This is a genomic window from Streptomyces sp. NPDC004542, assembly GCF_040610035.1.
Classification (GTDB): Bacteria; Actinomycetota; Actinomycetes; order Streptomycetales; family Streptomycetaceae; genus Streptomyces.
In genome coordinates, this window is sequence record NZ_JBEXLP010000028.1 from 59,887 (window position 1) to 86,179 (window position 26,293).

Sequence of the window (26,293 nt, forward strand, 5' to 3'; positions counted from 1 at the left end):
TCCCTCGACCGGTCACCGCCCCGATTCGTGACGCTAGCACGCACCCCGCCGAGGGGCTTGGTCGGCGGGGTGCGAGGACGGCGAACCGGGTGGCGGGGTCAGCCGAGGCGGGTCAGCTTGCTGCCGAGGCCCGGCTCGGTGAGGTCCTTCTGCAGGGCCACCGGCACCTTCACCGCGCCGCTCTTGCCGTCGCCCACGGTGAGCGTGCCCACCTTGGTGCCGGCCTTCGCGGTGTGCGGTACGTCGTCGGCGGCGAAGGACAGCTTCGCCTTCAGGCCGGCCCAGCCGACCGCGGTGACGTCCTGGGTGACGACGACCGGGGTGTGGCCGCCGAGACCGTCGTCCACATAGCCGACGACGTCACCCTTCTTCAGGATTTTCGCCGAGGTCAGTGCGTCCTTCGCCGCGACCAGCGCGGTCTTGCTGACCGCGTTGACCGTGTCGAGGATCGGGGCCTTGTGCTGGCCGAGGATCGCGCCGACGACGGTGACCGTCTCACCGCCGACCTCCTTGCGCGCGGCGAAGAGGAGGTTGCCGCCGGCCGCGGTCGTGCTGCCGGTCTTGATGCCGATCGCGCCCATGACGTACGGGAGCTGGTTGAAGTTCGGCCAGTTGTGGCCGGAGGGGTCCGTCCAGCTGGCCGCGCTGGTGATGGCCGTCAGCGCCGGGATCTTCACCACCGCGTTGCCGAGCGTCACCTGGTCCCGGGCGGTGGAGACGGTGGTCTCCTTCAGACCGGAGGGGTCGGTGTACGTCGTGTGCGTCATGCCGAGCTTCTTGGCGGTCGCGTTCATCTTCTTCACGAACGCCGCCTCGGAACCCGCGTCCCAACGGGCCAGCAGCCGCGCGATGTTGTTCGCGGACGGAATCATGACCGCCGACAGCGCCTGCTTCTCGGAGAGCTTGTCGCCCTCCTTGACGCTGTTGAGGGTGGACTCGCCGGTCTTGTCGTAGCCGCCCTCCTTCTCGGCGGTGGCGTCGACGGTGATGGCCGGACCCTCGGCGCCCACCTTCAGCGGGTGCTCCTTGAGGATGATGTACGCGGTCATCGTCTTGGCGACGGAGCCGATGGCGACGGGGGTCTGCTTGCCGAAGCCGCTCATCGTGCCGATGCCGTCCACGTCCATCCAGCCCTGGCCCTCGCCGGGCCACGGCAGGCTGGTCCTGCCGTCGAACGTGTAGGACTCCTCGGCGGTCAGGGCGAGGGTGGGGGCGGGCAGCGGGCGCAGAGCCTGTACGACCGCAAAGACGACCGCCAGCAGGAGGACCAGCGGGGTCCAGATCTTGACCCGGCGGACGAGCGTGCGGACCGGGGTCTCCGGGGGCGGAGGCGTGTTGGTCAGCTCTGCGAGCAGGTCCAGCGGGGGCTTCGGGGGAAGCGGCTGCTGGGTGGTGCGCTCGGGTCCGATCTGGGGGACGGGGGTGGTGGCTTCGGCGGGCGCGGGCGCGGGCGCGGGGGCGGACGCGGGCGCGGCTGCGGGCTTTGGCGTGGCGGTGGGCTTGCGGGTTGACGGGTCGTCTAGGGGCTTGAGCGCGACGAACTTGCTGGTGCGCTCGGGATCCGACGCGGGGGGCTTCGGCTGGCCGCCGAGCTTGAGCATGGTGGTCGGCTGATCGACCCGCGGCTTCGGGGCCTTGAAGACGGCGGTGGGCTGATCGACGGGCTTGGCCGTGGACTTGGCTTCGGCCTCGCCTTCGGCGTCGGCCTTCGTGTTCCCACCCGCACCACCCGTGCGGCTCTCGTCGTCGGGTGTGGGCGGCCCCTGAGGGGCGGAATCGCCGTCGGCGGCCGCAGGCTCGGGGGTGGCGTCGGTGTCCGCCTTCGGGACGGCGTCAGCGGGCCCGTCCGGGTCCGCGACGGCGTCCTCGGGTGCGTCGCTCACGGTCTCGGCGTCCGAAGCGGCCCGCGCGGCACCCTCGCCGCCGTCGTCCCCGGCCTTCTCGTCCCCGGCGGCCTCCGCCTCGTCGGCTTCAGGCTCGGCGCCCTTCGCCCTTGAGGCCTCCGAACCGGGGGTGTCCGACTCCGAGGCCTTGCCCCCGGCGTTGTCCTCCTCGGGGGCCTCCGCTCCGGTCTCTTCCGTCTCCGGGGCCTTGGAGGGGGCAGTCTTCGCCTCGGCAGCCTCCTGCCGGGAGGGCTTGGCCTCGGCGGCCTGCTGCCGGGAGGGCTTGGCCTCGGCGGCCTGCTGCCGGGAGGGCTTGGCCTCGGCGGCCTGCTGCCGGGAGGGCTTGGCCTCGGCGGCCTCCTGCCGGGAGGGCTTGGCCTCGGCGGCCTGCTGCCGGGACGGCTTGGCCTCGGCGGCCTCCTGCCGGGAGGGCTTGGCCTCGGCGGCCCCCTGCCGGGACGGCTTGGCCTCGGCAGCCCCCTGCCGGGACGGCTTGGCCTCGGCGGCCTCCCGCCCGGACGGCTTGGCCTCGGCGGCGTCCTGTCCGGATGGCTGGTCTCCGGGCCGTACCCATGCCGCGACGGCCTGGCGGAGGCGGGCTTCGTCCTGCGGGGCGGGGGGCTTGGCGCCGGACGTCAGGTCACGGGTCGAGAGGACCTTGGTCGCCGTGTCCACACCGCCGCGCTCGTCCGACTCGCGGGACACCGTGAGTCGCGGATCGCGGGCCTCGGGAACCGGACCCGCCTTCCCCGACGTCGGTTCAACCGACGACTCGCGCTGCTTCGACCTGTCGGGGGACTCGCCCGCCACCGATGCCTCCTACATGTGCCGTACGTCACCGTACGCCTGCCGAACCGACCGCCGTCCGGCGGCCGAAACACCCACCCGGACAACGCCTCCCCAACACTGTCCGAACCATGTACCAGTGTCCTGTGTGCGGGCTTGTCCGCTGCGGTAGACGAGAACGACATACCTACCGGTTCCCTTACGAACCGGTCACGTGCTCTCGACAGACCAATGTGAGAGGGGTCACCCTGTCATTCATCCACGCGGGGAGGCATGGATGGGCAGGAGCCGCAGAACACTTCCGGAGGAGCTTCTGCTGCTGGCATTGGACCCGGCCACGGGTACCACTGCGCAGCCGCAGTCGCTCGACCTCGGTCTGGCCGGAGCACAGCTAGTGGAGCTGGCGCTGGCCGGACGGATAGCCCCAGACGGGGATCGTATCGCCGTGGTGGTACCACGGCCGACAGGAGATCCGACACTGGACTGTGCGTTGGAGTTGCTGCGAAGGCGTGGCGCTCCGGTACGGGCCGTCCACTGGATCGGCGGGCCGCGTCTCGGGCTCCGCCAGGTCTACCTCTCGCATCTGGAGCGGTGCGGCATGGTCGCCGCCGTGGCCGGACAGATGTGCGGGGTGCTGCCGACGACTCGCTACCAGGCGACGGACAACGAGATCAGCCGGGAGATCAGAGCCCGGCTGGACTCCGCGATCCGCACCGGCGTACCGCCGGACCCGCGGACCGCGGCGCTCGCCGCCCTGGCGCACGCGGTCGGCCTCGGCAAGCACCTGTACCCGGGCAATGAGGGACGCTCCTCACGGTCCCGGCTCAGGGACCTGATCAGGCACGACCCCATGGGCGGTCTCGTCGCGCACGCCGTGATGGACGTCCAGAACGGCGCGGCGGTCCAGCCGCGTCGCAGCCCGGCCCCGGCCGGCCGTCAGGCCGGGCCAGGAGCCAGGCCCGCACCGGAACCCGCTCATGGCGTTCCGATGCAACCGCGCCGCGGACCCATGGCGCGCGTCGTGGCCCACTGAGCCGCAGTACCACGGCACCCACGCACACAGCACCGCCGCACAGCCGCACAGCCGCACAACCGTCCCCAGGTCCGGTTCGGGAGCCGCTGGTCCGAGCGGGGTGGTGAGACCCTGAGGTCCCACCGCCCCGCTCGACCGCTTTCTTCCGGCTTCTCGTGCCCGAACTGACGCGTACGCGCCGCATATCCACCGTTTCCCAGCGGTAGGAAGCTCCTTGGTGGCAGTCTGCTCAGCAGCAGATACGCAAAGTGGCAGGTACAGGCAGGCAGCCGGAGGTGCACGTCCCGTGGCGTCCAATGTCAATCCCACCGTCAGGCGACGCCGGCTGGGCCAGGAGCTCCGCAGGCTCCGCGAGCTCAAGGGCATGACGGCCGAGGAAGTGGCGGAACGGCTGCTGGTGTCGCAGTCGAAGATCAGCCGTCTCGAGAACGGCCGGCGCAGCATCAGCCAGCGCGACGTCCGTGACCTGTGCGGGGTGTACGAGGTCGAGGACCAGCGGATCGTCGACTCCCTGATGGAGATGGCCCGCGACTCCCGGCAGCAGGGCTGGTGGCACGCCTTCGGCGACATCCCGTACAGCGTCTACATCGGCCTGGAGACGGACGCCGAGTCGCTGCGTGTGTACGAACCCCAGCTCGTCACCGGCCTGTTGCAGACCCGGGCGTACGCGGAGGCGCTCGTGCAGGGGGCGCTGCCGGAGACCTCGACGGCCGACATCGACAAGCGCGTACAGGTGCGGCTGCGGCGACAGGAACGTATCACCGCCGAGAACAACCCGCTCCGGCTGTGGGTGGTGCTCGACGAGGCCGCGCTGTGCCGGGTCGTGGGCAGCGCGCTGGTGATGCGGGAGCAGCTCGAGTACCTCATCGAGATGTCCCAGCTGCCGCACGTCACCGTGCAGGTGCTGCCGTTCGAGGTGGGCGCGCATCCCGGGCTCAACGGCCAGTACGCGATCCTGGAGTTCGCCGACGCGGCCGACTCCAGCGTGGTGTACCTCGAGGGTGTCACCAGCGACCTGTATCTGGAGAAGGCGCAGGACGTGCAGAAGTACGCCGTGATGTACGAACATCTGCGGGCACAGTCCCTGAATGTGGACCAATCCCGCCAATTTATCTCGGATGTGGCCAAGGAGTACGCCCGCTGAGCCTTCGGCTACGAGGGGCGGCGGATGTTACATCTGTGGCGGGTCCTAGCGGAAGTCCTCACTCGAATATGCCACCCGGTCGAGTGAACGGGTGTCCCAGGAAGGGATGTTGCCGAGTAGCGTCGATCACGCCAACCGGTCGACACGGTTGGCGTGAATCGCACTGCAGAGCAACTCGCAACAGGAGTGGACATGGCACTGCTTCAGGGCGCCACCGAGACGTGGACGAAGTCCTCCTATTCCGCCGGGAACGGGGCATGCGTCGAGGTCAAGTCGCCCGCGACCGCGGAACTCGCCGTTCGCGACTCCAAGGTCCCCGAGGGTCCCACCCTGGCCTTCCCCGCCGAGGCGTGGAACACCTTCGTGGCCTCGGTCAAGGCGTAGGGGGCTTCCCTGACCCTCCGCCCACCCGACTCCCGACGAACACAACTCCACAAGCACTGCCCAGAGCCCTCTCGACCAGTCCGCCGTCCTTGCCGAGGGGGCTCGCCTCTGCGCCGGCGGCTGTGGCTCTCACGGCTGTCCCCGCCCGGCCGTGGGCGGCCGGGCCGCCGGGGCCGCCTTGCCGCCCCGCGTCATCCGACCGGAAACACCACGTCGCACACCGCGTCCCCCGGCCCCGCTGCGTTCCAGTCGGCGAAGTACACCTCCCGGCAGGGCCCCGAGGCCGCCAGCCCCTCCCGGGCCATCCACTCCTCCACCGCCTCGAACGCCGCGAGGATCTGCGGATGGGCCACCTGCGCCTTGGTGATCCGGGTGAACGCCAGCCGCCGGGCCGGTTCCACCCGCACAGCCGTCTCCCACGCCCGCCCCCGCCGCCGCGCCCATTCCCGGGCCGCCGCCGCGTCGGCGACCGGCACGCACGACTCCGCGGGTCCGTCGCTCTCCATGGACACCTCGGAGTGGTACACGACGAACGGCGCCGCCACGACACCCCCGCACTCCCGGGCCGCCGCCTCGAGCCGCCCCAGCGACGCCCCGATCCACGCCGGCAACTCGTCCGCCAGCGTGTGCCGCGTCTCGGTGATCACCACCTGCTCGGGCACGTCCACCGTCTCGACCACGAACCTGCCGTACATCTCGGAACTCCTCCCCGACAGCCGTCCACGGAGGTACGCGGCGAGCGTCCGCTGCCCCGCCACCCGCGCCTCGACGCCCGCCCAGTACGCGGCGAGCAGCCCGGCCGCCTCGGTCCCGTCCGCCTCGACCGCGTCGACGACCTCGGCGATCCGGGCGAGTGGCATGTCCAGCTGCCGCAACAGCGCCACCAGGCGGGCCCGTTCGGCCTGCTCGGCGCGGTAGTAGCGGTAGCCGCTGGCCACGTCGACGTGCGCGGGCGCCAGCAGCCCGAGGCGGTCGTACAGCCGCAGCGCCTTGGCCGACAGGCGGGCCCGCGCCGCGAACGCCCCGATGGTGAGCAGTTCCTCGTCCACACCGGCATCCTCCGTCACCGGGCGGTCCTCCGCCCGGTGACGAGAACGCTCACCCCTGCCCCAAGGGCAAGGTCAACAGGCTGCCGGCGCCGGTGCGGGTTCCGGTCCCCTGGATCCCCGGTTCACCCGGCCAGCTGGGCCTCGACCGCCGCCACGAGCTCGGCCGCCTCGGGCTCGGTCTGCGGGGAGAAGCGGGCGACGACCCGGCCGTCCCGCCCGATCAGGAACTTCTCGAAGTTCCAGCGGATGTCCCCGCTGTGCCCCTCGCCGTCGGCGAAGCCCACCAGGCGGTCGTACAGCGGGTGCCGGCCCTCGCCGTTCACCTCGACCTTCTCGGTCAGCGGGAAGGTCACGCCGTACGTCGCCGAGCAGAACTCGGCGATCTCCTCGGCGCTGCCGGGCTCCTGCCCGAGGAACTGGTTGCACGGCACGCCGAGCACGGTGAAACCCTGCTCGGCGTAGCGCTCGTGGAGGCGCTCGAGCCCGGTGTACTGCGGGGTCAGCCCGCACTTGGAGGCCACGTTCACGATGAGCACGGCCTTGCCCGCGTACTGGGAGAGGTCCGCGGAACCGCCCTGGAGGGCGCCGATCTCGGTGTCCAGCACGGAGCCGGTGTGGTCAGTAGTCGTCATGACCGGATGCTAGCCCCGGTAACCGTCCGGCCCGCGCAGCGGTCGGGACCGCGGGAGCTTCCCGGGCCGAGCGGGAACCGGAGCAGCCGTACGTCTCCGGGGCTCCGGCGGCCCGGCATCGTGGTGTGCGGGCGGATCCGCTCCGGGCGCCGCGCGGGCGTCGGGGTCAGGAGGGCCTGGCCGCCGACACCGCGGTGACCGTCACCTTGTTGTCGCACTCGGCGAACTGCCCGTCGTCCAGGGCGACCTGGTGCGATCCCGAGCCCGGCAGGCCGACCACCAGCGTGGGGTCACCACGGGGGTCGCACCGGACAAGAGCGGCCGGCGACGACCCGGCCCGCGGCGACTCGGTCGGCGGCGCCTCGTCCCCGGCCTCCCAGCTCCCGGCCGCTCCGCTCCCGGCCTCCCAGCCCCCGGTCTCTCCGCTCCCGGCCTCCCAGCCCGTGGCCTCCCACGCCGCGGTCCCCGTCGTCGCCTCGGCGCCGCGGGCGCCGGCGGTGAGGGTGGCGATGTCGGCGGCCAGGTCCGGAGCGTAGGCGCCGCACCCGGGACACATCAGGGCGCCGTTCAGGTGCCGACGGCACGAGGAGCAGTAGTCCATCTGTTCGCGGTCTCCCGGGTCACGTGCGGTCGTCCCAGCGGGCCGCGAGCGGGTCACGTTCACACGTGGGACCGGATGGCCAGCACGCTGACGAGTCATTCGAAAGACGGTGTGCAGCCTGTGTGATGCTCCTGCGAGGATCGGCCCCCTCACGACCGGGTGGCGGTCCCGCACCCCGCGTCGCCGGCCTCCCGCATCCGCGCGTCCATCGACTTGCTGCGGTCGTACGGATCCACCTCGGGCCCGTCTCCCGAACCCGTGGCCGCGCGTTCGGCGCCGAACTCGGGGGTGAGGTAGCCGGTGAACGTGTCGCAGCCGCCGTTGGTGGTGTCCACCGTGTAGGAGACCAGCGAGAACGTCCCCGGTTCGATCACGACCTTCGCCGGGTCGTCCCAGCTCATCACGACCTCGCGGCGCACGATGGTGCGCGCCACCTCGTCGCTTCCCGCCGCGGCGCGCACGACCGGGTAGACGTAGGTGACGTCGGTGGTCACCTCGACCGCGCCGCGCTCGCCCTCCCGGTACGTGACCCGCCCCCGTGTCTTGACCACGTCCCCGACGAGCCGCACCTTCGTCTTCTGGAACCGGCTGAACAGCAGCAGGGGATCGTTCTTCCGGCTGGGCGCGCGGAACGCGGTGGCCAGGTAGTCCTGGACGTCCTGCTGGTGCGGGTTGATCAGCGCGACGGCCTTCCGCGGCCGTTCACCGCCCAGCACCCCGCGATCCAGGCTGGACGCGGCGAGGAAGTCCCGGGTCCGGTCGAGCGTCTGCGCGACCTGCTCCTTGCTCATCCAGCCGGTCGCCCGCGCCGCGGGCATGCCGATCCCGGCCGTCCCGTCACCCCACCGCGCCGCGGGTGAGCCCCTGAACGGCTGCTTGAGCGTGGGCAGTTCGGCTGCCGACTGCGTCGGCGGCGGCTGGTCGGGACGTTTCGACTCCACGGCGAGCGGCGCGCTCTCGCCGTCGCTGCCGCCCCCGAACCAACCGGCCACCCGGCCCGGAGCCAGCGCCACGACGAGCAGGCCGACGGCGGCCAGTAAACCGGCCGCGTACCAGCCCTTGCCCCGTCGCCGCCGGACCGGCTGGTGGGTGCGCCATCCCTCCGGGCGGCTGCTCTCCTCCCGCAGCCGCCGCGCGACCATCCGGGCCCGCGCCGACGGCTCCTCGGGCGCGCCCGAGGAGCCGGCCCCGGCCTCCCGGAGGAAGCGCTCCCACTCCTCGTCCGATATGGACTCCCCGCCCTTGCCCCCGCCCTTGCCCACGACGCGCTCCGTCCCTCTCGTGTACCCGGCCCTCCCCGGGCCCGGTCATCGTCCGCGCATCATCACACAGCCCGGCTCGGCGCCGACCGCCCCGCGGCGCCACCCGCGCGGCATCAATCGACGTCGACCGGGCCGTCGTTCGCCTTCCTCGCCTTGCTGGTGGGCAGCTGGAACTGGCCGTTGGCCGCGCTCTCCCCGGTACGGCCGTCGGAGTCCTGGCCGCCCAGGTTCTGCCGGACCGAGTCGAGGATCGTCAGGCCCTGGGACACCAGGCCGGCGGCGATCTCGCCGAGGCCGTCCGCGCCGTTGAGGACGTTGACATTGGCGCCGGCGAGCCCGCCGGCGGCCTCCTTGACGATCTGCGGGAGCTGGTCGATCAGCATCCGGTCGAGCGCGACCCGGTCGTACGAGGCAGCCGCCTCCGCCTGGATCTTCATCCGCTGCGCCTCCGCGGCCGCGAGGATCCTGACCCGCTCGGCCTCGGCCTCGGCGGGCTTCACGACCTCGGCCACCAGCTGCTGCTGGCGCAGCTTGGCCTGGCGCTGGGCCAGTTCCGTCTGGGCGGCGAGCACCTCCTGCTGGGCGTGCGCCTGTGCCAGCGGCCCGGCCTGCGCGGCCTGTGCCTGGGCGCGGTCCACCTCGGCCGAGTACTCGGCCTTGACGACGGCGGTCTGCCGGGCGTACTCGGCCTGCTTGCGGGCCGCCGCCTGTTCCGCCTCGACCGCGGCCTGGGTGGCCTGCGCCTGGGCGATCTGGGCCTGCCGCTGGATGGCCGCCTTGTGCGGCGCGGACATCGCGTCGATGTAACCGGTGTCGCCGTCGTCGATGGACTGGATCTGCAGCGAGTCGACGATCAGCCCGATCTTGGCCATCTCCGTCTTCGAGGTGTCCAGCACCTCCGCGGCGAGCTTCTGCCGCTCGGTGACGATCTCCTCGACCGTCATCGAACCGATGATGGCCCGCAGGTGCCCGGCGAAGATCCGGCCGGTGAGCACCGACATCTGCTCCTGGTCGGAGAGGAACCGCTGGCCCGCGTTGATGATGCTCTCGTGGTCGTTGCCGACCTTGAAGGCGATGACCGCGCGGACGTGCAGCGAGATGCCCTGCCTGGTCACACAGGTCTCGGTGACCTCGGACTCGCACATGGACAGGGTGAGGAACCGGACCTTCCGGAAGATCGGCAGCACGAACTTCCCGTGCCCCGTGACCACTCGGAACGGCGCGCCCCCCAGTCCCCGTCTGCCGCCCGAGATCAACATCGCCTCGTCGGGAGCGGGGACGCGGTATCCGAACATGCCTGTACTCCTCAGCCGGCGCCGGCGGCATCCCCGCCGAGCGCGTCCAATGGATCCACCCACTCGATGACGCCGACCTCACGACATCCACGCGATTCGATCACGAGGACCGTCGCGCCCACGGGCAGGGGATCGTCCGACCAGGCGAGGAACGTCTCGGAGCCGCCTCTGACCCGCACCAGGACCTCGCCGGGGCCCGTGGCACCGCGAGTCCCGATGAGTATCTTCCCCGTGCAGCCGATCACGGCCTCGTCCTGCGGCATCACCGGCCGCCCTCCCTCGCCCTGGCCCCGTGATTCCGACGATAGACCCAGTCCGGCCCGGACCCAACGGGCGGGAGGAGACGGCCCCCACCGCGGGCCGCCGGCCGCTCCCGTGTTGACGCTGTGTGGCGGCTGTGTCAACGCGCGTGACAAGCCTGTGGCAGCCACGAAAGATCGATTGTCGGGAGTCCCGGACGCTGCCTACGGTCCTGTCCCGGGGATAAGTGCGATCGCGCCCCAGCTCGCCACTCGTACCGATCTTCAGGAGTTCGTTGTGCCTCTTTCCTCTGCGGAATTAGCCGGAGATGTGCAGCACGAACCCATCACACGCCTGGGAATCGTGGGTTCGGGGACCATGGGCGCCGGCATCGCCGAACTCTGCGCCGTGCGTGGTCTCGACGTTCGTCTGGTGGTCTCCCGGGAATCGTCGCTCGTTGGGGCGCCCCGTCGCATCGCGGAGTCGCTCGACCGGCGGGTGGCGAAGGGAAAGCTCGACAAGGGGGCGCGCGACGACGCCCTCGCCCGTATCCAGGTCACCACGGACCTCGGCGAACTGGCCGACCGTCAGCTGGTCGTCGAAGCCGCGCTCGAGGACGAGCCCGTGAAACGCGAGATCTTCGGTGCTCTGGACAAGGCCGTCCCGCCGGAGACCATACTCACCTCCACCACCTCCTCCCTCTCGATCACCACCCTGGCCCGCGCCGTCAGCCGGCCCGAGCGGGTGGTCGGCGTGCACTTCTTCAACCCCGTCAGCACGTTGCGGCTGGTGGAGCTGGTGCCGACACTGCTCAGCGACGAGACGGTCTGCGACCGCGTCGAGCGGTTCGCGACCGGTGTCCTGGGCAAGACGTGCGTGCGCACCGCCGACCGCAGCGGCTTCGTCGTCAACGCCCTGCTCGTCCCGTATCTGCTGGCGGCCGTCAGGATGGTCGAGGAGGGCACCGCCTCGGCCGAACAGGTCGACCTGGCCATGGAACTCGGATGCGCGCACCCCATGGGGCCGCTGAGACTGGCCGACCTGATCGGGCTCGACGTCGTGGTCGCCATCGCCGACTCCCTGCACGAGGAGTTCAAGCAGCCGCACTACGCCGCTCCGCCGTCGCTGCTGCGGCTGGTCGAGACCGGATGGCACGGACGCAAGAGCGGCCGCGGCTTCTACGTCTACTCCTGATCCGTCCCCGGTAATTCTCGGCCCATTCTCGGGCCCTTTCTCGGGCCCATTCTCGGGCCCATTCTCGGGCCCATTCTCGGGCCCATTCTCCGGCTCGTTTCCGGTTCTTTCCCGGGCTCGTTTCCGGTTCACGCCCGCCGGGTGATCCTCCGCACATTTCCCGCGCAATTCTCCACGACCTAAGGCTGTGAAAGAGCGCACATGCACACATTCCTCAATGTCAAGAAGTCGGCCGAAATCAGCGACGTCTTCTGGGACGTCACCGAAGAGGCGGGCCTGTTCGACGTCGTCGTCAAGGGACTGGGCGACGGAGAGCACCGGGCGACGGACGACGGACGCGAGTTCATCAACATGTCCTCGTACTCGTACCTCGGCCTGGACACCCACCCCCGACTCGTCCGGGCCGCGGCGGACGCCGTACTGGCCGAAGGGGCGCTCAACACCTCCACGTCCCGCATGCGGGTCCGGTTCGAGTCGCTGCGCACCGCGGAGGAGGCGCTGTCCGGCCTGTTCGACGCCGAGGTGGTCACCGTGGCCACCTGCGCCGCCGCGGCCTGGGCCGCCCTGCCTCTGGTCGCGTCGGGCCTGTTCACCGACGGGGAGCCGCCGCTGATGGTCTTCGACCGCAACGCCCACTTCTGCCTGAACGCGATGAAGCCCAGTGTCGCCGACGAGACCGAGGTGACCACGGTCCGGCACAACGACGTCGAGGCCCTGGAAGAACTCTGCAAGCAGCACAAGCAGGTCGCGTACGTCGCCGACGGCGTGTACAGCACCGGCGGCCAGGCGCCCGTCCGGGAGCTGCTGCGCCTCCAGGAGAAGTACGGCCTGTTCCTCTTCTTCGACGAGGCCCACGGCATCTCCACCGTGGGCGAGCGGGGACGAGGCGTCGTACTCGGCGAGATGGGCCAGATCAACGACCGCACCCTGATCATCACCTCCCTGAACAAGGGCTTCGGAGCCTCGGGCGGCGCCATACTGCTCGGCCCTCGCGGATCCGCGCGCAGACGCACCCTCACCATCCGCAACGGCGGACCCGTCATGTGGTCGCAGCGCATCAACACGGCGGGGCTCGGCGCCGTGCTCGCCTCGGTCGAACTGCACAGGACGGACGAGTTGACGCACCTTCAGCGGCGGCTCCAGGAGAACATCGCGCTCTTCGACAGCCACATCACCACCGAGCAGCACGGCGACGGCCTGCCGATCCGGCACGTCAACCTCGGTGACGAGGGGGCGACCGTGCGGCTCGCCCAGCGGCTGTTCGAGGAGGGCTTCTACTCCTCCCCGATCTTCTTCCCCGTCATCGGACGAGGGAAGGCCGGCCTGCGGCTGATGCTGCGGGCCAACATGCGGCAGGCCGACGTCGAACGCTTCTGCCTGCTGCTGAGGAAGTGGCGGGACCAGCTCGACTGAGCACCCGGCCCGCCGCACGCGGGCCACGAGTCCATGAGTCGACGGGAACAGCGCGATCACACGGATCAGCGCGTCAACAGGGGAGCCGAGGACGTCAGCGGATGGCTGTACTCACCACGAACATCGACACCCGGTCGGACACCTTCCGGCGCAACGCCGAGGACTTCGCCCGCAGACGGGACACCGTCGAGCGGGCCCGGGCGGCCGCGGTGGCCGGCGGCGACGACCGCGCCCGCCGCAAGCACGCCGAACGCGGCAAGCTCACCGCACGGCAGCGGATCTCCCGGCTGCTCGACCCGGGGACCCCGTTCCTGGAGATCGGGCAGCTGGCCGCGCACGACGTGTACGACCAGCCGGTGCCCTCGGCGGCCCTGGTCACCGGAATCGGGGTGGTCGCCGGCCGCCTGGTGACGGTGTTCGCGAACGACGCCACGGTCAAGGGCGGCACCTACTTCCCGCTCGGCGTGCGCAAGCACCTGCGCGCCCAGGAGATCGCGCGGGAGAACGGCCTGCCCTGCGTCTACCTGGTCGACTCCGGCGGGGTGTACCTGCCCCTCCAGGAGGACCTCTTCCCCGGGGAGCACCACCTGGGCCGGATCTTCCGCAACATCGCGGAGATGTCGGGCGCGGGCATCCCTCAGATCGCCGCCGTCATGGGCTCGTGCACGGCCGGCGGCGCGTACATCCCGACCATGTGCGACGAGGCGGTGATCGTACGCGGCACCGGCACGGTGTTCCTCGGCGGACCGCAGCTGGTCAGGGCGGCCACGGGCGAAGTCGTCGACGCGGAGACGCTGGGCGGGGCCGACCTGCACACACGGGTCTCCGGCGTGGCCGACCACTTCGCCGAGGACGACGAGCACGCCCTGGACCTCGTCCGCGAGATCGTCTCCCGCCGGCCCGCGCCGCCCGTGAGCGAGCCACCCGTCGCGCCCCGGGAACCCCTCCACGACCCCGCCGAACTGCCGGGCATCGTCAGCGCCGGACTGCGCGAGCACATCCCCGCCCGCGAGATCCTCGCGCGGCTGCTGGACGGAAGCGAGTTCTCCGAGTACCGCGCCCGGTACGGGACCACGATCGTCTGCGGCACCGGCCGCATCGGCGGCTATCCGGTCGGCGTCGTCATCAACGACGGCATCCTCTTCCCGGACAGCTCGCTGAAGGCGGCCAATTTCGTCGAGCTGTGCGTCCAGCGGGACATCCCCCTGCTGTTCCTGCACAACATCAACGGCTTCATGGTCGGCTCCCGGTACGAGGCCGAGGGCATCGCCAAGCACGGGGCGAAGCTCGTCAACGCGGTCTCCACCGCGCGCGTCGCGAAGTTCAGCATCGTCATCGGCGGCAGCTACGGCGCGGGGAACTTCGCGATGTGCGGCCGGTCGATGGGCCCCCGGCTCATGGCCATGTGGCCGAGCGGCTCCTCCACCGTGGTCGGCGCCGAACAGACCGCGACGGTGATGGCGCTGATCCGCAAGGACCAACTGGCCCGGCAGGGCGGGACGCTCACCGACGAGGAGGAGCAGGCGATCCGCCGGCCGATCGTCGAGGCCTACGAGAAGCAGTCGCAGCCCGCCTACTTCGGGGCGCGGCTGTGGGTGGACGCGGTGATCGACCCCGTGGAGACCCGGGAGTGGATGACGCTGAGCCTGGCCATGGCCGCCGGCTCGCCCAAGCAGGAGACGCGTTTCGGCGTCTTCAGGATGTGAGGGGCCGTGCTGAAACGAATCCTGATCGCCAACCGGGGCGAGATCGCCCGCCGGATCGCCCGCACCTGCGCGCGCCTGGGCATCGAGTACGTCTGCGTGTACTCGGACGCGGACGCCGGTGCCGACCACCTCACCGGCGCCTTCGAGAAGGTCCGCGTCGGCGCGGCCCCCGCGGCGCACAGCTACCTCGACATCGACGCACTGGTCGACGCGGCGCTGCGCCACGGCTGCGACGCGGTCCACCCCGGCTACGGCTTCCTCTCCGAGAACCCGCGGTTCGCCGAGCGGGTCGTCGAGGCGGGCCTGACGTTCGTCGGACCGCGGCCGGAGACCATCCGGGCCATGGGCGACAAGGGCACGGCCCGCACGCTGATGGCGGCGGCGGGCGTGCCGGTCCTGCCCGGCTCGCGGGAGGCCACCGAGTCGCCGGCCGAACTGGCCGCCCACGCGCGGGACATCGGCTACCCGCTGATCCTCAAGCCCGCCGCGGGCGGCGGCGGCAAGGGCATGCGGGTGGTCACCGACGAGTCCGGGCTGGCCGACGCGGCGGCCGAGGCCGTCCGTCTGGGCCGTGCCGCCTTCGGCGACGGACGGGTACTCGCCGAGCGGTACGTCCCCTCGCCCCGCCACATCGAGGTGCAGGTCTTCGGGGACACCCAGGGCAACGTCGTCCACCTGTTCGAGCGGGACTGCTCGCTCCAGCGCCGGCACCAGAAGATCGTCGAGGAGGCGCCGGCCTTCGGCCTCGACGAGACCGTACGCACGGCGATGCTCGACACCGCCGTCCGCGGGGCGCGGGCGCTGGGCTACGTCAACGCGGGCACCTTCGAGTTCATCCTGGGACCCGACGGAGCCTTCCACTTCCTGGAGGTCAACACCCGGCTCCAGGTCGAGCACCCGGTGACCGAGGAGATCACCGGGATCGACCTGGTCGAGTGGCAGCTCCGCGTCGCGGCGGGTGAACCGCTGCCGGTGACCCAGGAGGAGATCACCAGCAGCGGCCACGCCCTCGAGTGCCGGGTGTACGCCGAGGACCCCGCGGCCGGATTCCGGCCCGCGCCGGGCCGGGCGCTGTACGCGCGGTGGCCGGACTCGGTACGGGTGGAAGCGGCCTTCGACACCGCGGGCGAGGCGTCCGAGCACTACGACCCGCTGGTCGCCAAACTGGTGGCGCACGGCCCGGACCGTGCCGCGGCGCTGCGCCGGCTGCGCGCGGCGCTCGGCTCCACCACCGTCCTCGGCCTGACGACCAACATCGGCTACCTCACCCGCTTGCTGGACGAACCCCGCGTACGGGCGGGCCGTACGCACACGCACCTGGTGGACGGCGTCGCACCGGCCGACGGCCGCGACACCGCGGACCTCGCCGTCGCCTGCGCCGCCTCGATGGCGGCCATGCCCGCGCCCGACAGCGCCTCCCCGTGGTCCGGGCGGCTGGGTCCCCTCGACCGCGCGGCGCTGGCGCCCGACGCCCCGCTGGGCCGGATCACGGTCCGCTGCCGCGGCAGCCGGCGGCAGGCGGCCGTCACGGCCCGCACCGGACCCGTCCTGGCCGTCCGGGTCGGGGACCGGACCGTCGACGTACGCCTCACCCGGCACGGCCCGGTGTGGACCGGCCACGCCGGAGGACACCGCTGGTCCGGCACCCGCGTCGGCGTCGACGTCGAACTGTGCGTCGACGGCACCCGGTTCACGATCACCGACGACATCCGCTCCGACCGGGACACCGCGGCGTCGGACAACGTCCTGCGCGCCTCCCTCCCCGGCGTCGTCGTCTCCCTCCCGCACGCCGAGGGGGACCGGGTCGAAGCCGGGGAGACGGTCGTCGTGATCGAGGCCATGAAGATGGAGCACCGCCTCACCGCGCCCGCTCCCGCCGTGATCGAGAAGCTCGGCTGCGCGCTGCACGCCCCCGTGGCGGCGGACCAGGTCCTGGCCGTGCTGCTGCCCGAAGAATCCTCAGGGTCCGCACCGGGACAACCGGACCGGCCCGCACCGCAACGGAGCGAACATGTCCGCTGAGCCCACCCGCCGCCCCACACTCCTGCTGGTCGGCGGCGCCCGCGCCGTGACGGTCAGCCTCGCCATGGTGACCGACGCCCTGGAGCAGGCCCGCGCCCGCGGTCTCCGCACCCACGTCGTCGCCCCGGCCACCGCGCTCGCCGCGACCCCCGAGGTCATCGCCGCCGCCGACGCGGTGTCGGCGGTCGACTTCGCCGATCCGGCCGCCACTGCGCGCTGGGCCGCCGCCGAGGCCGGACAGGGCCGACCCGTCGACGCCGTCTACGCGCTGCAGGAGATGGCCCAGGTCAGCGTCGCGGAGACCGCGCGGGCCGTCGGCGCCGCCGGCAATCCCCCCGAGGCGGTCCGCCGGATCCGTACGAAGGACCTGTGCCGGGCGGCACTGGCCGAGGCCGGCTTCCCCCAGCCGCCGGTCCGCTTGTGCGGCGGCGCGGCCGACGCCGAGGCGTTCCTCGCGGAGGTCCCCGGCCCCTGGGTGGTCAAGCCCCGCGACGCCATGGGCAGCATCGGCGTGAGCCTGGTCGAGACGCCGGAGCACCTCGCGCCGGCCCTCGCCGCGCTCCCGGACCCGGACCGCTTCCTCATCGAACAGTTCGTGACCGGACCGGAGTTCAGCGTCGAGGGCGTGTTCCTGGACGGGCAGCCGCACATCTTCGCCATCACGGCGAAGGACAAGGCCGAGCCGCCCTTCTTCGTCGAGATCGGCCACACGCTCCCCGCGGTCCTCTCCCCGGCCGACGAGACCCGCGTCAAGGAGCGCGTCACCGCGGCCCTGCGCACCCTCGGCCTGCGCGCCGGCGCCTTCCACGTGGAACTCTGGCTCACCGCGGACGACGTGGTGCTCGGCGAGGTCCACGGCCGCTACGGCGGCGACTGGATCCACCGCATGCTCGAACACGCCGTCCCGGGACTCGACCTGTACGGCGTCGTCTACGACGACCTGCTCGGCCGCCGTACCGGGCCCGCCGGCCACCAGCCCGAACGCGGCGCGGCCGTCCGCTACTTCACCCCGCCACCCGGCCGGCTGCGCTCGGTCGAGGGCTGGGACGAGGTACACCGCCACCCGGCCGTGCTCTACGCCGAACTGTCCGTCACCCCCGGCGACCGCATCCCCCCGCTCCGCAGGTCCAGCGACCGCGCGGGACTGGTCGTGGTCGGCGCGGAGGACGCCCCGGCCGCCGAGAAACTGGCGCGCGAACTCGTCGCATCGGTCCGCTTCACGGTCGAGCCGGAGGAGCCGGCCGACTTGGCCGGTTCGGCCGGTTCCGCCTACTCGGCGGGGCCGATCGGTCCTGTCAGCCCGGCGGGTGCGGCTGGTTCGGTCGGTCCGGCGGGTGCGGCTGGTTCGGTTGGTTCGAGCAGTCCGGCGGGTCCGACTGGTCCGGCGGGTTCGGTTGGCCCGGCCGATTCGACCGGCCCGGTCAGCCCGACGGACCCGGTCAGCCCGACGGACCCGGTTGGCCCGGTCAGCCCGACGGACCTGGTTGGCCCGGTCAGCCCGGCCAGGCCCGCAGGCCCGACCGGTCCGTCCGCCTGATGGGCCGGCACCCGAACGGCCTCGGCACCCCGCCCACGACCACCACCCGCAACGCCTCGAGGACGGCCGGCATGAACCACGTCATCGGCGTTCTGGGCACCGGCTCCTACGTGCCCGAACGCGTCGTCCCCAACGCGGAGGTCGCCGCACCCGCGGGGGTGGACGCCGCCTGGATCGAGCACCGGACCGGCATCCGCCTCCGGCGCCGGGCGGCCGCCGACCAGGCCACCTCCGACCTGGCGGCGCGCGCCGCGCGGCGCGCCCTGGCCGCGGCCGGACTCGACGCCTCGGACGTCTCCCTCGTCGTCGTCGCCACCTCCACACCCGACCAGCCCCAGCCGGCCACCGCCAGCTTCGTCCAGGACCGGATCGGCGCCGTCCAGGCGGCCGCCGTCGACGTCAACGCCGTGTGCAGCGGCTTCGTCTACGCCCTGGCACTGGCCCGCGGGCACCTCGTCGCCGAGGGCACCGGCGGCACGGCCCTCGTCATCGGCGCGGACGTGTACTCGCGGATCCTCGACCCCGAGGACCGCAGGACCGCGGTCCTCTTCGGCGACGGCGCGGGCGCCGTGGTCCTCGGCCCGGTGGCACGCGGACGCGGACTGTACGCCACCAAGCTGCGCGGCTTCGGCGGGCACCACGACCTGATCCGGGTCGAGGCCGGCGGATCCAGACTGCCCGCCTCGGAGCGGACCGTACGCGACGGCCGCCACCACTTCCGCATGCAGGGACGGGCGGTACGGGAGTTCGTCGCCGACGCCGTGCCCAAGCTGGTGAACGAACTGCTCACGGAACACGCCGTACCGGCCGATTCCATAGGGCACTTCATCCCGCACCAGGCCAACGGCGTCATGCTCGGCGAACTCTCCGGACTGCTCTCCCTGCCCTCGGCGACGACCCACGTCAACGTGGACCGCCTCGGCAACACCGGCGCCGCCTCCATACCCGTCGCCCTCGACGAGGCATGGCGCGAGGACCGGATCGGCTCGGGCGAGACCGTGCTGCTCGCGGCCTTCGGGGGCGGCATGAACAGCGCGCTGGCGCTCCTCCAGCGGTAACGCCCAGACAAGGAAAGGGCCGACTCATGCCCGCACTGCCCGGACTGCCCGCACTGTCCGGACTGCTTCCCCCGGGAAGACCGCAACGCCTGCTGGCCGCGGCGACGTTGCTGACGATGCTCGGATACGGCATCTACCTCACGGCCGGCGTGCTGTACCTGACCAGGGGCCTGCACCTGCCGGCGGCACAGGTCGGCCTCGGCATGAGCGTCGCGGGCGCGGTGTCGCTGGCGGCCGGCGTCCCCATCGGCCATCTCGCCGACCGGGTCGGCGCACGTGCCGTGTACACGGTCACCCTGCTCGTCGGCGGTCTCGCCATGGCCGGTCTGTGCCTCACCAGGGACTTCGGGACCTTCGTGGTCTGCGCGACGCTGAGCGCCGTCGCGCAGGCCGCCGGTCCCGCCGCGCGCAGTCCCCTGGTGCAGAAGTACGGGGGCGGGAAACCGGCCGAGTTCCGCGGCTACCTCCGGGCGGTGACGAACCTCGGCATCGCGGCCGGTTCGGTCGTCGCGGCCTGGGCGATCGAACGCGACACCAGGTCCGCGTACGTGCTGATCATCGGCGCGAGCGCGGTGTCGTACGCGATCGGGGCCGCGATGGCGGGCTTCATGCCCGGCGTGCCGCCGCTGAAGGCGCGCCCCGGCCCGAGGTGGATCGCGCTGCGGGACCGTCCCTACGTGGTGCTCACCGTCCTCGACGGGGTGATGGCCATGCAGTACCGGGTGCTGACCGTCGCGGTACCGCTCTGGCTGCTCGGCCGGACCTCGGCACCGCACTGGTCGGTCTCGGCGGTGATGCTGGCCAACACCGCGCTCGTCGTCTGCCTCCAGGTACGGGGGAGCCGCAACATCGACACCGTGCCCGCCGCGGCGGCCGCGTTCCGCAAGGCCGGGTTCGCCTTCCTGCTGGCGTGCGCCGTCCTGTCCGCGCTGCCCGGACTGCCCGCGTGGGCCGTCGTCCTGGTGCTGCTCGCGGCCGTCACGATCCACACGTTCGGCGAGATCTGGCAGGCCGCCGGCGGCTTCGAACTGTCCTTCGCCCTCGCGCCCAAGGAATCCCTGGGCCAGTACCAGGGACTGTTCGGCATGGGCATGGGCCTGGGCGCCAGCCTCGGCCCGTCCGTCCTGATCGCCCTCTGCATCGACCAGGGCCGGATCGGCTGGTGGATCGTAGGCCTGGGCTTCGCCCTCACCGGCCTGGCCGTCCCGCCGACCACCCGCTGGGCCGAGCGCGCCCTGGCGAAGTCCCACCCCCGGACCGACACCGCGCCCGCCGCATCCCCCGTACCCCCTGCGCCGGACCACCGCCAGGCTCCGTCCCCGGCCGCCGGAACGGGCGTGAGCGATGCCTGAGCGGGCCACGCGGGCGGCGGCGGCCCGCGGTCACCCACGCCGGCCTCCCGAAGCCACCGCGTCGGCGTCGCACCCCGCGAGGAAGGCCTCGACCGTCTGACGGAAGGCCGCCTCCGCCTCGATGTGCGGCATGTGGCTCGCTCCCGGGAACACACGCAGCCGCGCACCGGCGACGAACTCGGTGAACGGCGCCACGCACTCGGCGGTGGCCTCGTCGTGCTCCCCGCGCAGAACCAGCACGGGAGCACCGACCGAGGCCAGCCGGTCCACCACCGACCAGTCGCGGAGAGTGCCGGTGACGTCGAACTCGCTCGGCCCCACCATCGTCCGGTAGACGGCCGGGTCCTCCTCCCACTGGGCGAAACTCGACGCCACCTCGGGCGGCCAGGGCTTGATCCGCAAGAGGTGGCGGTCGTAGAAGGCCTGCGCGGCCCGCGCGTACTCCGGTGACCCCGTGGTGCCGGCCGCCTCGTGCCGGTCCAGGGCCTCCCGCACCTCCCGGGGCAGGGCCCGCCGCAACCGCGCCACCCCGTCGCACCACAGCGGCATCGACGCGGGAGTGTCCGCCAGCACCATCCCGCGCAGCCCGGCCGGGCGCCGCACCGCGTGCTCCGCCGCGAGCATCCCGCCCCAGGACTGCCCCAGCACGGTGTGGTCCCCGGTGATCCCGAGGTGGGCGAGCAGCACGTCGAACTCGTCGAGGAACAGGCCGACGGTCCACAGCCCGGGGTCCGCTCCGGGCAGACGGGTGGAACGGCCGCAGCCCAGCTGGTCGTAGTGCACGACCGCGCGCCCCGTCTCCGCCAGCCGGGCGACGCTCAGCAGATAGTCGTGCGGGAACCCCGGCCCGCCGTGCAGCACCACCAGCGGGACGCGTCCCCGCGCCCGCGAGGCATCGAGGTCCCCGGTGATCCGGTACCAGGTCCGGCCGTGCGGCCCCTCGACCCGTCCCTCCGTGGTCGCGGGCGGCAACGGCTGTGCTGTCGGCACGAGTGGCTCCTGTGGAAACGGCGACGGAACGGGCACCACGCAACACCGCAGACATACCGTGTCACGGCCGACTTCACCCGGGTGCGACTTCACTCAGCTGTGTGATCCACGCGAACCCACGGTGTGATCCACGCGATCCACTGCGCCATCCACGCTCCGCCGTCGCTTACCGCGCCGCGTCACCTGCGGCCGTTCAGCCGAGAACCTCTCGGTCGAATCATCAACACACTGGGGCGTGTCGCCCTTCCACCGATTGATCCGACATGAATTATTTCCGTTTGTATTTCTATATTGCTTACGGGAACGGCATGCACGATCCCCTGAAGGAGTCACGATGCGCCTGAGCATCTCTCGTACCGCCCCCCTTCTCGTGGGGCTCACCCTCGCCCCTTTGGGGGTCGTCACACCGTCCGCTGCCGCACAGACGGCCCCACCGGGCCCGGACCCACTTGGCGTGTCGCAGTCGGCCACGGCGCCTGCCAAGCCGGTGCCCGCCACCCCCTCCGCCGAGGCGAGCGGAACGCCTCAGGCCACCAGCCGGGCACTGACGGTGAACGTGACCAGTTGCAGTGAGAGCGATCTGCAAGCCGCGATCGGGGCCGTCGCCACCCTGGGCGGCACGGTCAACCTCTTGCCCGGCTGCACCTACACCCTCACCGACGCCGTACCGCCCAACGACGACAACGGACTGCCGGTCATCAGGAGCGCCGTCACGATCAACGGAAGAGGCGACACCATCACCCGAGCCGCGACCGCGGCCCATTTCCGCTTCTTCGAAATCGACGGCCCCAACGGAAAGCTCACCCTCAACACCCTGACCCTCAGCAACGGTCACGCTTCCTCGGGCCTCGGCAACGGCCGGGGCGGTGCCATCTGGCTCAACGGCACCGGCCCCGCACTGACGCTGAACACCACCACCCTGACCGACAACACCGCCGACATCTTCGGCGGGGCCGTCGACAACGACAACGGCGTGGTGAACATCAACACCAGTACGCTCTCCAACAACAGGGCGAACAATGCCGGCGGGGCCCTGTTCGTCAGCCCGTTCGGGGGTTCCGGCAGGGCGACCGTCAACGCAAGCAGGATCACCGGCAACCACGCGGTCGTCCTGGCCGGCGGGGTCGCCGCCGCCGTCGGCACGACGGTGACGCTGAACGCCACCCACGTCACGGCCAACGACGTCACCGGTACGAGGGCGCAGGGCGGCGGCATCGCCCAAGCCGGCACCATGACGCTGAACGGCAGCCAGGTCACCGGCAACAGCGCCACCGGCGACAACCCGCAGGGCGGCGGCATCTTCAACCTCGCCGGCAGGCTCCAGCTCATCAGCACTCCGGTCACCGGCAACACGGCCAACGGCACGAACTCCCGCGGTGGCGGCATCTTCGACTCAGCCGGCGGCACGGTGCTTCTCACCGCCAGTCCGGTGACCAACAACCGGGCGCTCGGAACGGGTGCGAACGGCGGCGGCATCTTCAACGCCGGCGGCACGGTGACGCGGATCGCCAGCGCCGTCGCCAACAACCAGCCCGACAACTGCGGAAACCCCAGCACCGTACCCGGCTGCTCCTGAGCTCTCGTCAACAGATCGTGATTCCCTCTTACTTGCGCGACTGAGCGCCTACGGGCACCCTCCGAACGGCGCCGGATCATGCGGACCCCCCGGCCCTTGATGCGCCGGCACATCCCGGTCCCCGAGCGCCGCGCCGCACCATGGGCCGAGGCGGCCCACGCCTGCAGCCAGCCGGGCCGCCTGGCCGACGGCGACCAGACCCTGCGAATCTGTCGCGAACATGGCCGCCCGCGACCGCCGGCGACGTACCCTGCCCGAACCGCACCACTCAGCCGCCGACCGGGAGTCCCCGCGTGACCGAACCGACCGCCCCGGACCAGAAGCCCTTCCTGTACGTCGTCGTCTGCGCGAGCGGTGTCGCCGGTGACGTCGGCAAACTGATCACGGCCGCCAAGGAGACGAACTGGGACGTCGGCGTCATCGCCACACCGCAGGCACTCGGCTTCATCGACACCACGGGGATCGAGACACAGACCGGCTACCCGATCCGCTCCGCCTGGCGTGCACCGGGAGACCCGCGCCCCCTGCCCCCGGCGGACGCGATAGCCGTCGCCCCCGCCACCTTCAACACGATCAACAAGTGGGCCGCCGGGATCTCCGACACCCTCGCCCTGGGCATCCTGTGCGAGGCGTACGGCATGGGCATCCCGACGGTGGCGCTGCCGTACCTCAACTCCGCCCAGGCCGCCCACCCCGCCTACCAGCAGAGCCTCGACCGGTTGCGGAGCATGGGTGTCCTGATCGGCTCACGCGAACGGCACGAGCCGAAGGCCGACGGCGCGACGGAACGCTTCCGCTGGGAGGAAGCACTGGAGTTGCTGGAACCGCTGGTCGGCGTGGAGCCGTGACACCGTTCCTCCACCGGGGGCAGATCGCGTGATCGCGGTCCTGGCCTGCCGCGCCCACTGCTGCAGTTGTCTGCGCTGAGCATCGTCGAGGATCGGGTCGGCCTTCGGCCGGCCGATCCAGCCGGCGTCCTCAAGCCCGGCCATCCGCTCTGCGGCGAAGCTGGCGCAGCACACTGGCTAGCTGAGAGAGGCGGCGGAGGGCAGGACGAGGACCTTGCCGGAGAGCGCGCCTTCCGCGGCCTGCGCATGCAGCGCCGGCAGTCCGGCCAGCGGCACCCGTCGGGCGATGTCCACGTACAGCGCTCCGGAGTCGACCAGATTCACCAGCTCCGCCAGCTGCGCGGCGTCGCTGTTGACGAAGAGGTTGACGCCGCGCACGCCGCGTTCCTCGTCGGAAGGCGCGGGCATCCACACCGTCGTGTTCACCACGATGCCGCCGTCACGGACCACGGAGGTCAGCGCGGCCAATTCCATCGGATCGACCGGCGCGAGGTTGAGCACGACGTCGACCAGCGCGGACAGCTCGGGGACCCCGTGGCCGAACACCTCGTCGGCGCCCGCCGTCCTGACGCGTGCGCTGCTGAGCGGCCCGGCCGTGGCGATCACGTGTGCGCCGGCGTGCTTGGCCAGCTGGACGGCGTAGCCGCCGACCGCGCCGCTCGCACCGTTGATCAGCACCCGCTGGCCGGCCGTGAGCTCGGCGTGGTCGAAGAGGGCCTGCCAGGCGGTGAGCCCGACCAGCGGCAACCCGCCCGCATCGGCCAGCGGGATGCTCGTGGGCGCCGCCGTCAGCAGGTCGGCCGGTGCGAGCACGTACTCCGCCGCCGCGCCGGCGCCGGTCATCGGCAGGAAACCGACAACCTGGTCACCCGCCCTGACCCTGTCCACGCCCTCGCCCAGCGCGTCGACCGTGCCCGCGACATCGACGCCGGGGGTGTGCGGCAGGGTCACCGGTATGGGGCCCTGCATGAAGCCCGCGCGGATGTTGCCGTCGACCGGGTTGAACGACGTCGCGGCCACCCGGATCCGGACCTCCCCGGCCGCGGGGACCGGCTGTTCCACATCCTCGTAACGCAAGACGTCCGGAGTGCCGTATTCATGGAAACGCACTGCTTTCATGACAAATGCCACCTTTCATGGCAGAGGAGATGCCTCGCATCTGAAGCATCGTGAGACCCGGGCATGCCTCGGCTGCGAGGCGGTGCCTTCAGGTGCAGGAGGGACGACAGCCGCTAGACGGCGGTCAGGAGCTGAAGCTTCCCGTGGCTCGGGGAACCGGGCACGGCGGTGAACACCAGCAGCGTCTGACACTGCTCCGGATCCAGCAGCATCTCGGCGTACAGCTCCAGCTCCCCCAACTCGGGGTGCAGGTAGCGCTTGAGGTCGTGATGATGGGTCACCCCCACCTCGTGCAAACGCCAGATGTTCGCGAACTCGGGACTGACCTCCAGCAGCGCCGCGACGATCTCGCCGGCCCTCCCTGTGGGATCCGCCGTGTACGCGTCCCGGATCTCCGAGGCAAAGACCCTGCCCCGTATCGGATGGTCCTCGACGGGGTACAGGCCACGGATCCGCGGGTCACCGGTGAACCAGCGGTAGACCAGGTAACGGGACATGCCCGAGTACTGGGTGTAGTCACCGAGCAGGGCGACCGCCGGGCGCGTCTGCAGCAACGCCTCGCCGAGCCGTGACAGCACGATGGCGGGCGCGTCCGAAAGGCCGGCGACGATCCGCATCATCGTGGGACCGACGTAATCGTCCCGCAGGATCCGCCGCGGTGCCGGGATCCCGCCCAGGACGAAGAGGTGGTCACGCTCGCTCTGGTTGAGACGCAGCGCCCGGGCGAGCGCGACGAGCATCCGCTCCGACGGCGCCGGACCTCGCTGCTGCTCGATTCGGCTGTAGTAGTCGACCGACATCCCGGCCAGCGCCGCCACCTCCTCGCGCCGCAGCCCGCCGGTGCGGCGCCGCTGCCCGCGGGGAAGCCCGACATCCTCCGGCTGCAACGCCTCACGACGCGCTCGGAGGAAATCCGCCAGCAACGCCCGGTCCATCGTCCGACCCCCTCTGTTCGATACGACAATCCTGACGCGAACCGGGAACCGCATGAAGGGCAGTTCTCACCGCGGACAAGTTGTCCCTGGCTAGTGCCGCATCAGGCAATGTTTGCCCTGTCGACGACCGCGCGTAGGCGCCGGTCGTCGGCGTGGCGGTTCCGCCAGATGATGTAGCGGCGGATCATGCTGCCCTGTTCCTTGTGGTCGGCGTGGTCGGTGCCGTCGAGGGTG

22 protein-coding genes and 2 pseudogenes are annotated in these 26,293 nt (G+C 71.7%); 13 read left to right on the forward strand and 11 right to left on the reverse strand.

Annotated features, from left to right (window positions below):
• Nucleotides 1–98: 98 nt before the first annotated feature.
• Nucleotides 99–2,693 (reverse strand): D-alanyl-D-alanine carboxypeptidase, encoded by a 2,595-nt coding sequence (locus ABZX30_RS17820; RefSeq protein ID WP_355934430.1) that lies wholly within the window; start codon nucleotides 2,691–2,693, stop codon nucleotides 99–101.
• Nucleotides 2,694–2,946: 253 nt separating this feature from the next.
• Here ABZX30_RS17820 and ABZX30_RS17825 point away from each other — a divergent pair, with 253 nt between their 5' ends.
• The 3 genes from ABZX30_RS17825 to ABZX30_RS17835 all read left to right on the forward strand — a co-directional run bounded on the left by ABZX30_RS17825 (nucleotide 2,947) and on the right by ABZX30_RS17835 (nucleotide 5,230).
• The gene (locus ABZX30_RS17825) at nucleotides 2,947–3,702 is read left to right on the forward strand and encodes a GPP34 family phosphoprotein (protein WP_355934431.1); all 756 of its coding nucleotides are present in this window, start codon (nucleotides 2,947–2,949) and stop codon (nucleotides 3,700–3,702) included.
• A gap of 286 nt (nucleotides 3,703–3,988) precedes the next feature.
• Nucleotides 3,989–4,846 carry a helix-turn-helix transcriptional regulator gene (locus ABZX30_RS17830; protein WP_355934433.1) on the forward strand — a complete coding sequence of 286 codons (858 nt, stop codon included), beginning with the start codon at nucleotides 3,989–3,991 and terminating at the stop codon, nucleotides 4,844–4,846.
• 192 nt (nucleotides 4,847–5,038) lie between these two features.
• Nucleotides 5,039–5,230 (forward strand): DUF397 domain-containing protein, encoded by a 192-nt coding sequence (locus ABZX30_RS17835; protein WP_355934434.1) that lies wholly within the window; start codon nucleotides 5,039–5,041, stop codon nucleotides 5,228–5,230.
• 191 nt (nucleotides 5,231–5,421) lie between these two features.
• On the opposite strand, the gene ABZX30_RS17840 is transcribed toward ABZX30_RS17835, so the two are convergent.
• The 6 genes from ABZX30_RS17840 to ABZX30_RS17865 all read right to left on the reverse strand — a co-directional run bounded on the left by ABZX30_RS17840 (nucleotide 5,422) and on the right by ABZX30_RS17865 (nucleotide 10,332).
• The gene (locus tag ABZX30_RS17840) at nucleotides 5,422–6,297 is read right to left on the reverse strand and encodes a MerR family transcriptional regulator (RefSeq protein WP_355934436.1); all 876 of its coding nucleotides are present in this window, start codon (nucleotides 6,295–6,297) and stop codon (nucleotides 5,422–5,424) included.
• 104 nt (nucleotides 6,298–6,401) lie between these two features.
• The gene (locus ABZX30_RS17845) at nucleotides 6,402–6,911 is read right to left on the reverse strand and encodes a glutathione peroxidase (RefSeq protein WP_355934437.1); all 510 of its coding nucleotides are present in this window, start codon (nucleotides 6,909–6,911) and stop codon (nucleotides 6,402–6,404) included.
• Nucleotides 6,912–7,077: 166 nt separating this feature from the next.
• Nucleotides 7,078–7,512, reverse strand: a complete 435-nt coding sequence (locus ABZX30_RS17850) for a hypothetical protein (RefSeq protein WP_355934439.1) — start codon at nucleotides 7,510–7,512, stop codon at nucleotides 7,078–7,080.
• Between the two features lie 149 nt (nucleotides 7,513–7,661).
• Complete coding sequence (locus ABZX30_RS17855) at nucleotides 7,662–8,774, reverse strand: hypothetical protein (RefSeq protein WP_355934441.1); 1,113 nt, start codon at nucleotides 8,772–8,774, stop codon at nucleotides 7,662–7,664.
• Nucleotides 8,775–8,887: 113 nt separating this feature from the next.
• Nucleotides 8,888–10,069, reverse strand: a complete 1,182-nt coding sequence (locus tag ABZX30_RS17860) for an SPFH domain-containing protein (protein ID WP_355934442.1) — start codon at nucleotides 10,067–10,069, stop codon at nucleotides 8,888–8,890.
• Between the two features lie 11 nt (nucleotides 10,070–10,080).
• Nucleotides 10,081–10,332: a hypothetical protein gene (locus ABZX30_RS17865; RefSeq protein ID WP_355934444.1), complete on the reverse strand. Its 252-nt coding sequence runs from the start codon at nucleotides 10,330–10,332 to the stop codon at nucleotides 10,081–10,083.
• 307 nt (nucleotides 10,333–10,639) lie between these two features.
• On the opposite strand from ABZX30_RS17865, the gene ABZX30_RS17870 reads away from it, so the two are divergent.
• From ABZX30_RS17870 to ABZX30_RS17900, 7 genes are all read left to right on the forward strand, one after another.
• Nucleotides 10,640–11,503, forward strand: coding sequence for a 3-hydroxybutyryl-CoA dehydrogenase (locus ABZX30_RS17870; RefSeq protein ID WP_355934445.1), 864 nt, complete (start codon nucleotides 10,640–10,642; stop codon nucleotides 11,501–11,503).
• Nucleotides 11,504–11,704: 201 nt separating this feature from the next.
• On the forward strand, nucleotides 11,705–12,916 hold the full coding sequence (locus tag ABZX30_RS17875) for an aminotransferase class I/II-fold pyridoxal phosphate-dependent enzyme (protein ID WP_355934447.1): 1,212 nt from the start codon (nucleotides 11,705–11,707) through the stop codon (nucleotides 12,914–12,916).
• 101 nt (nucleotides 12,917–13,017) lie between these two features.
• Nucleotides 13,018–14,622 carry a carboxyl transferase domain-containing protein gene (locus tag ABZX30_RS17880; protein ID WP_355934448.1) on the forward strand — a complete coding sequence of 535 codons (1,605 nt, stop codon included), beginning with the start codon at nucleotides 13,018–13,020 and terminating at the stop codon, nucleotides 14,620–14,622.
• A gap of 6 nt (nucleotides 14,623–14,628) precedes the next feature.
• On the forward strand, nucleotides 14,629–16,644 hold the full coding sequence (locus tag ABZX30_RS17885) for a biotin carboxylase N-terminal domain-containing protein (protein WP_355934450.1): 2,016 nt from the start codon (nucleotides 14,629–14,631) through the stop codon (nucleotides 16,642–16,644).
• Nucleotides 16,634–18,181, forward strand: coding sequence for an ATP-grasp domain-containing protein (locus ABZX30_RS17890; protein WP_355934452.1), 1,548 nt, complete (start codon nucleotides 16,634–16,636; stop codon nucleotides 18,179–18,181). Before ABZX30_RS17885 ends, ABZX30_RS17890 begins: the two co-directional genes overlap by 11 nt.
• Complete coding sequence (locus ABZX30_RS17895; RefSeq protein WP_355934454.1) at nucleotides 18,181–19,239, forward strand: ketoacyl-ACP synthase III; 1,059 nt, start codon at nucleotides 18,181–18,183, stop codon at nucleotides 19,237–19,239. The genes ABZX30_RS17890 and ABZX30_RS17895 overlap by 1 nt, the downstream gene beginning before the upstream one ends.
• Nucleotides 19,240–19,265: 26 nt before the next feature.
• Nucleotides 19,266–20,591, forward strand: coding sequence for an MFS transporter (locus ABZX30_RS17900; RefSeq protein ID WP_355934456.1), 1,326 nt, complete (start codon nucleotides 19,266–19,268; stop codon nucleotides 20,589–20,591).
• Nucleotides 20,592–20,621: 30 nt separating this feature from the next.
• Here the strand turns inward: ABZX30_RS17900 and ABZX30_RS17905 are convergent, their stop codons facing one another.
• Entirely contained in the window at nucleotides 20,622–21,581 is a 960-nt protein-coding gene (locus tag ABZX30_RS17905) for a proline iminopeptidase-family hydrolase (RefSeq protein WP_355934457.1), read from the reverse strand.
• 454 nt (nucleotides 21,582–22,035) lie between these two features.
• On the opposite strand from ABZX30_RS17905, the gene ABZX30_RS17910 reads away from it, so the two are divergent.
• From ABZX30_RS17910 to ABZX30_RS17920, 3 genes and pseudogenes are all read left to right on the forward strand, one after another.
• Nucleotides 22,036–23,157 (forward strand): hypothetical protein, encoded by a 1,122-nt coding sequence (locus ABZX30_RS17910; protein ID WP_355934459.1) that lies wholly within the window; start codon nucleotides 22,036–22,038, stop codon nucleotides 23,155–23,157.
• A gap of 78 nt (nucleotides 23,158–23,235) precedes the next feature.
• A pseudogene (locus ABZX30_RS17915) lies at nucleotides 23,236–23,454 on the forward strand (transcriptional regulator); the annotation flags it as partial.
• A complete protein-coding gene (locus ABZX30_RS17920; RefSeq protein WP_355934460.1) occupies nucleotides 23,451–24,005 on the forward strand; it encodes a flavoprotein in 555 nt (184 codons plus the stop codon). The pseudogene ABZX30_RS17915 and the gene ABZX30_RS17920, both read left to right, overlap by 4 nt.
• A gap of 177 nt (nucleotides 24,006–24,182) precedes the next feature.
• Here the strand turns inward: ABZX30_RS17920 and ABZX30_RS17925 are convergent, their stop codons facing one another.
• The 3 genes and pseudogenes from ABZX30_RS17925 to ABZX30_RS17935 form a co-directional block, all read right to left on the reverse strand.
• Nucleotides 24,183–25,124, reverse strand: a complete 942-nt coding sequence (locus tag ABZX30_RS17925) for an NADP-dependent oxidoreductase (RefSeq protein WP_355934461.1) — start codon at nucleotides 25,122–25,124, stop codon at nucleotides 24,183–24,185.
• 113 nt (nucleotides 25,125–25,237) lie between these two features.
• Nucleotides 25,238–26,059, reverse strand: a complete 822-nt coding sequence (locus tag ABZX30_RS17930; protein WP_355934463.1) for a helix-turn-helix transcriptional regulator — start codon at nucleotides 26,057–26,059, stop codon at nucleotides 25,238–25,240.
• A 101-nt stretch (nucleotides 26,060–26,160) separates the two neighbouring features.
• Nucleotides 26,161–26,293 (reverse strand): annotated as a pseudogene (locus tag ABZX30_RS17935) (IS630 family transposase); the annotation flags it as partial.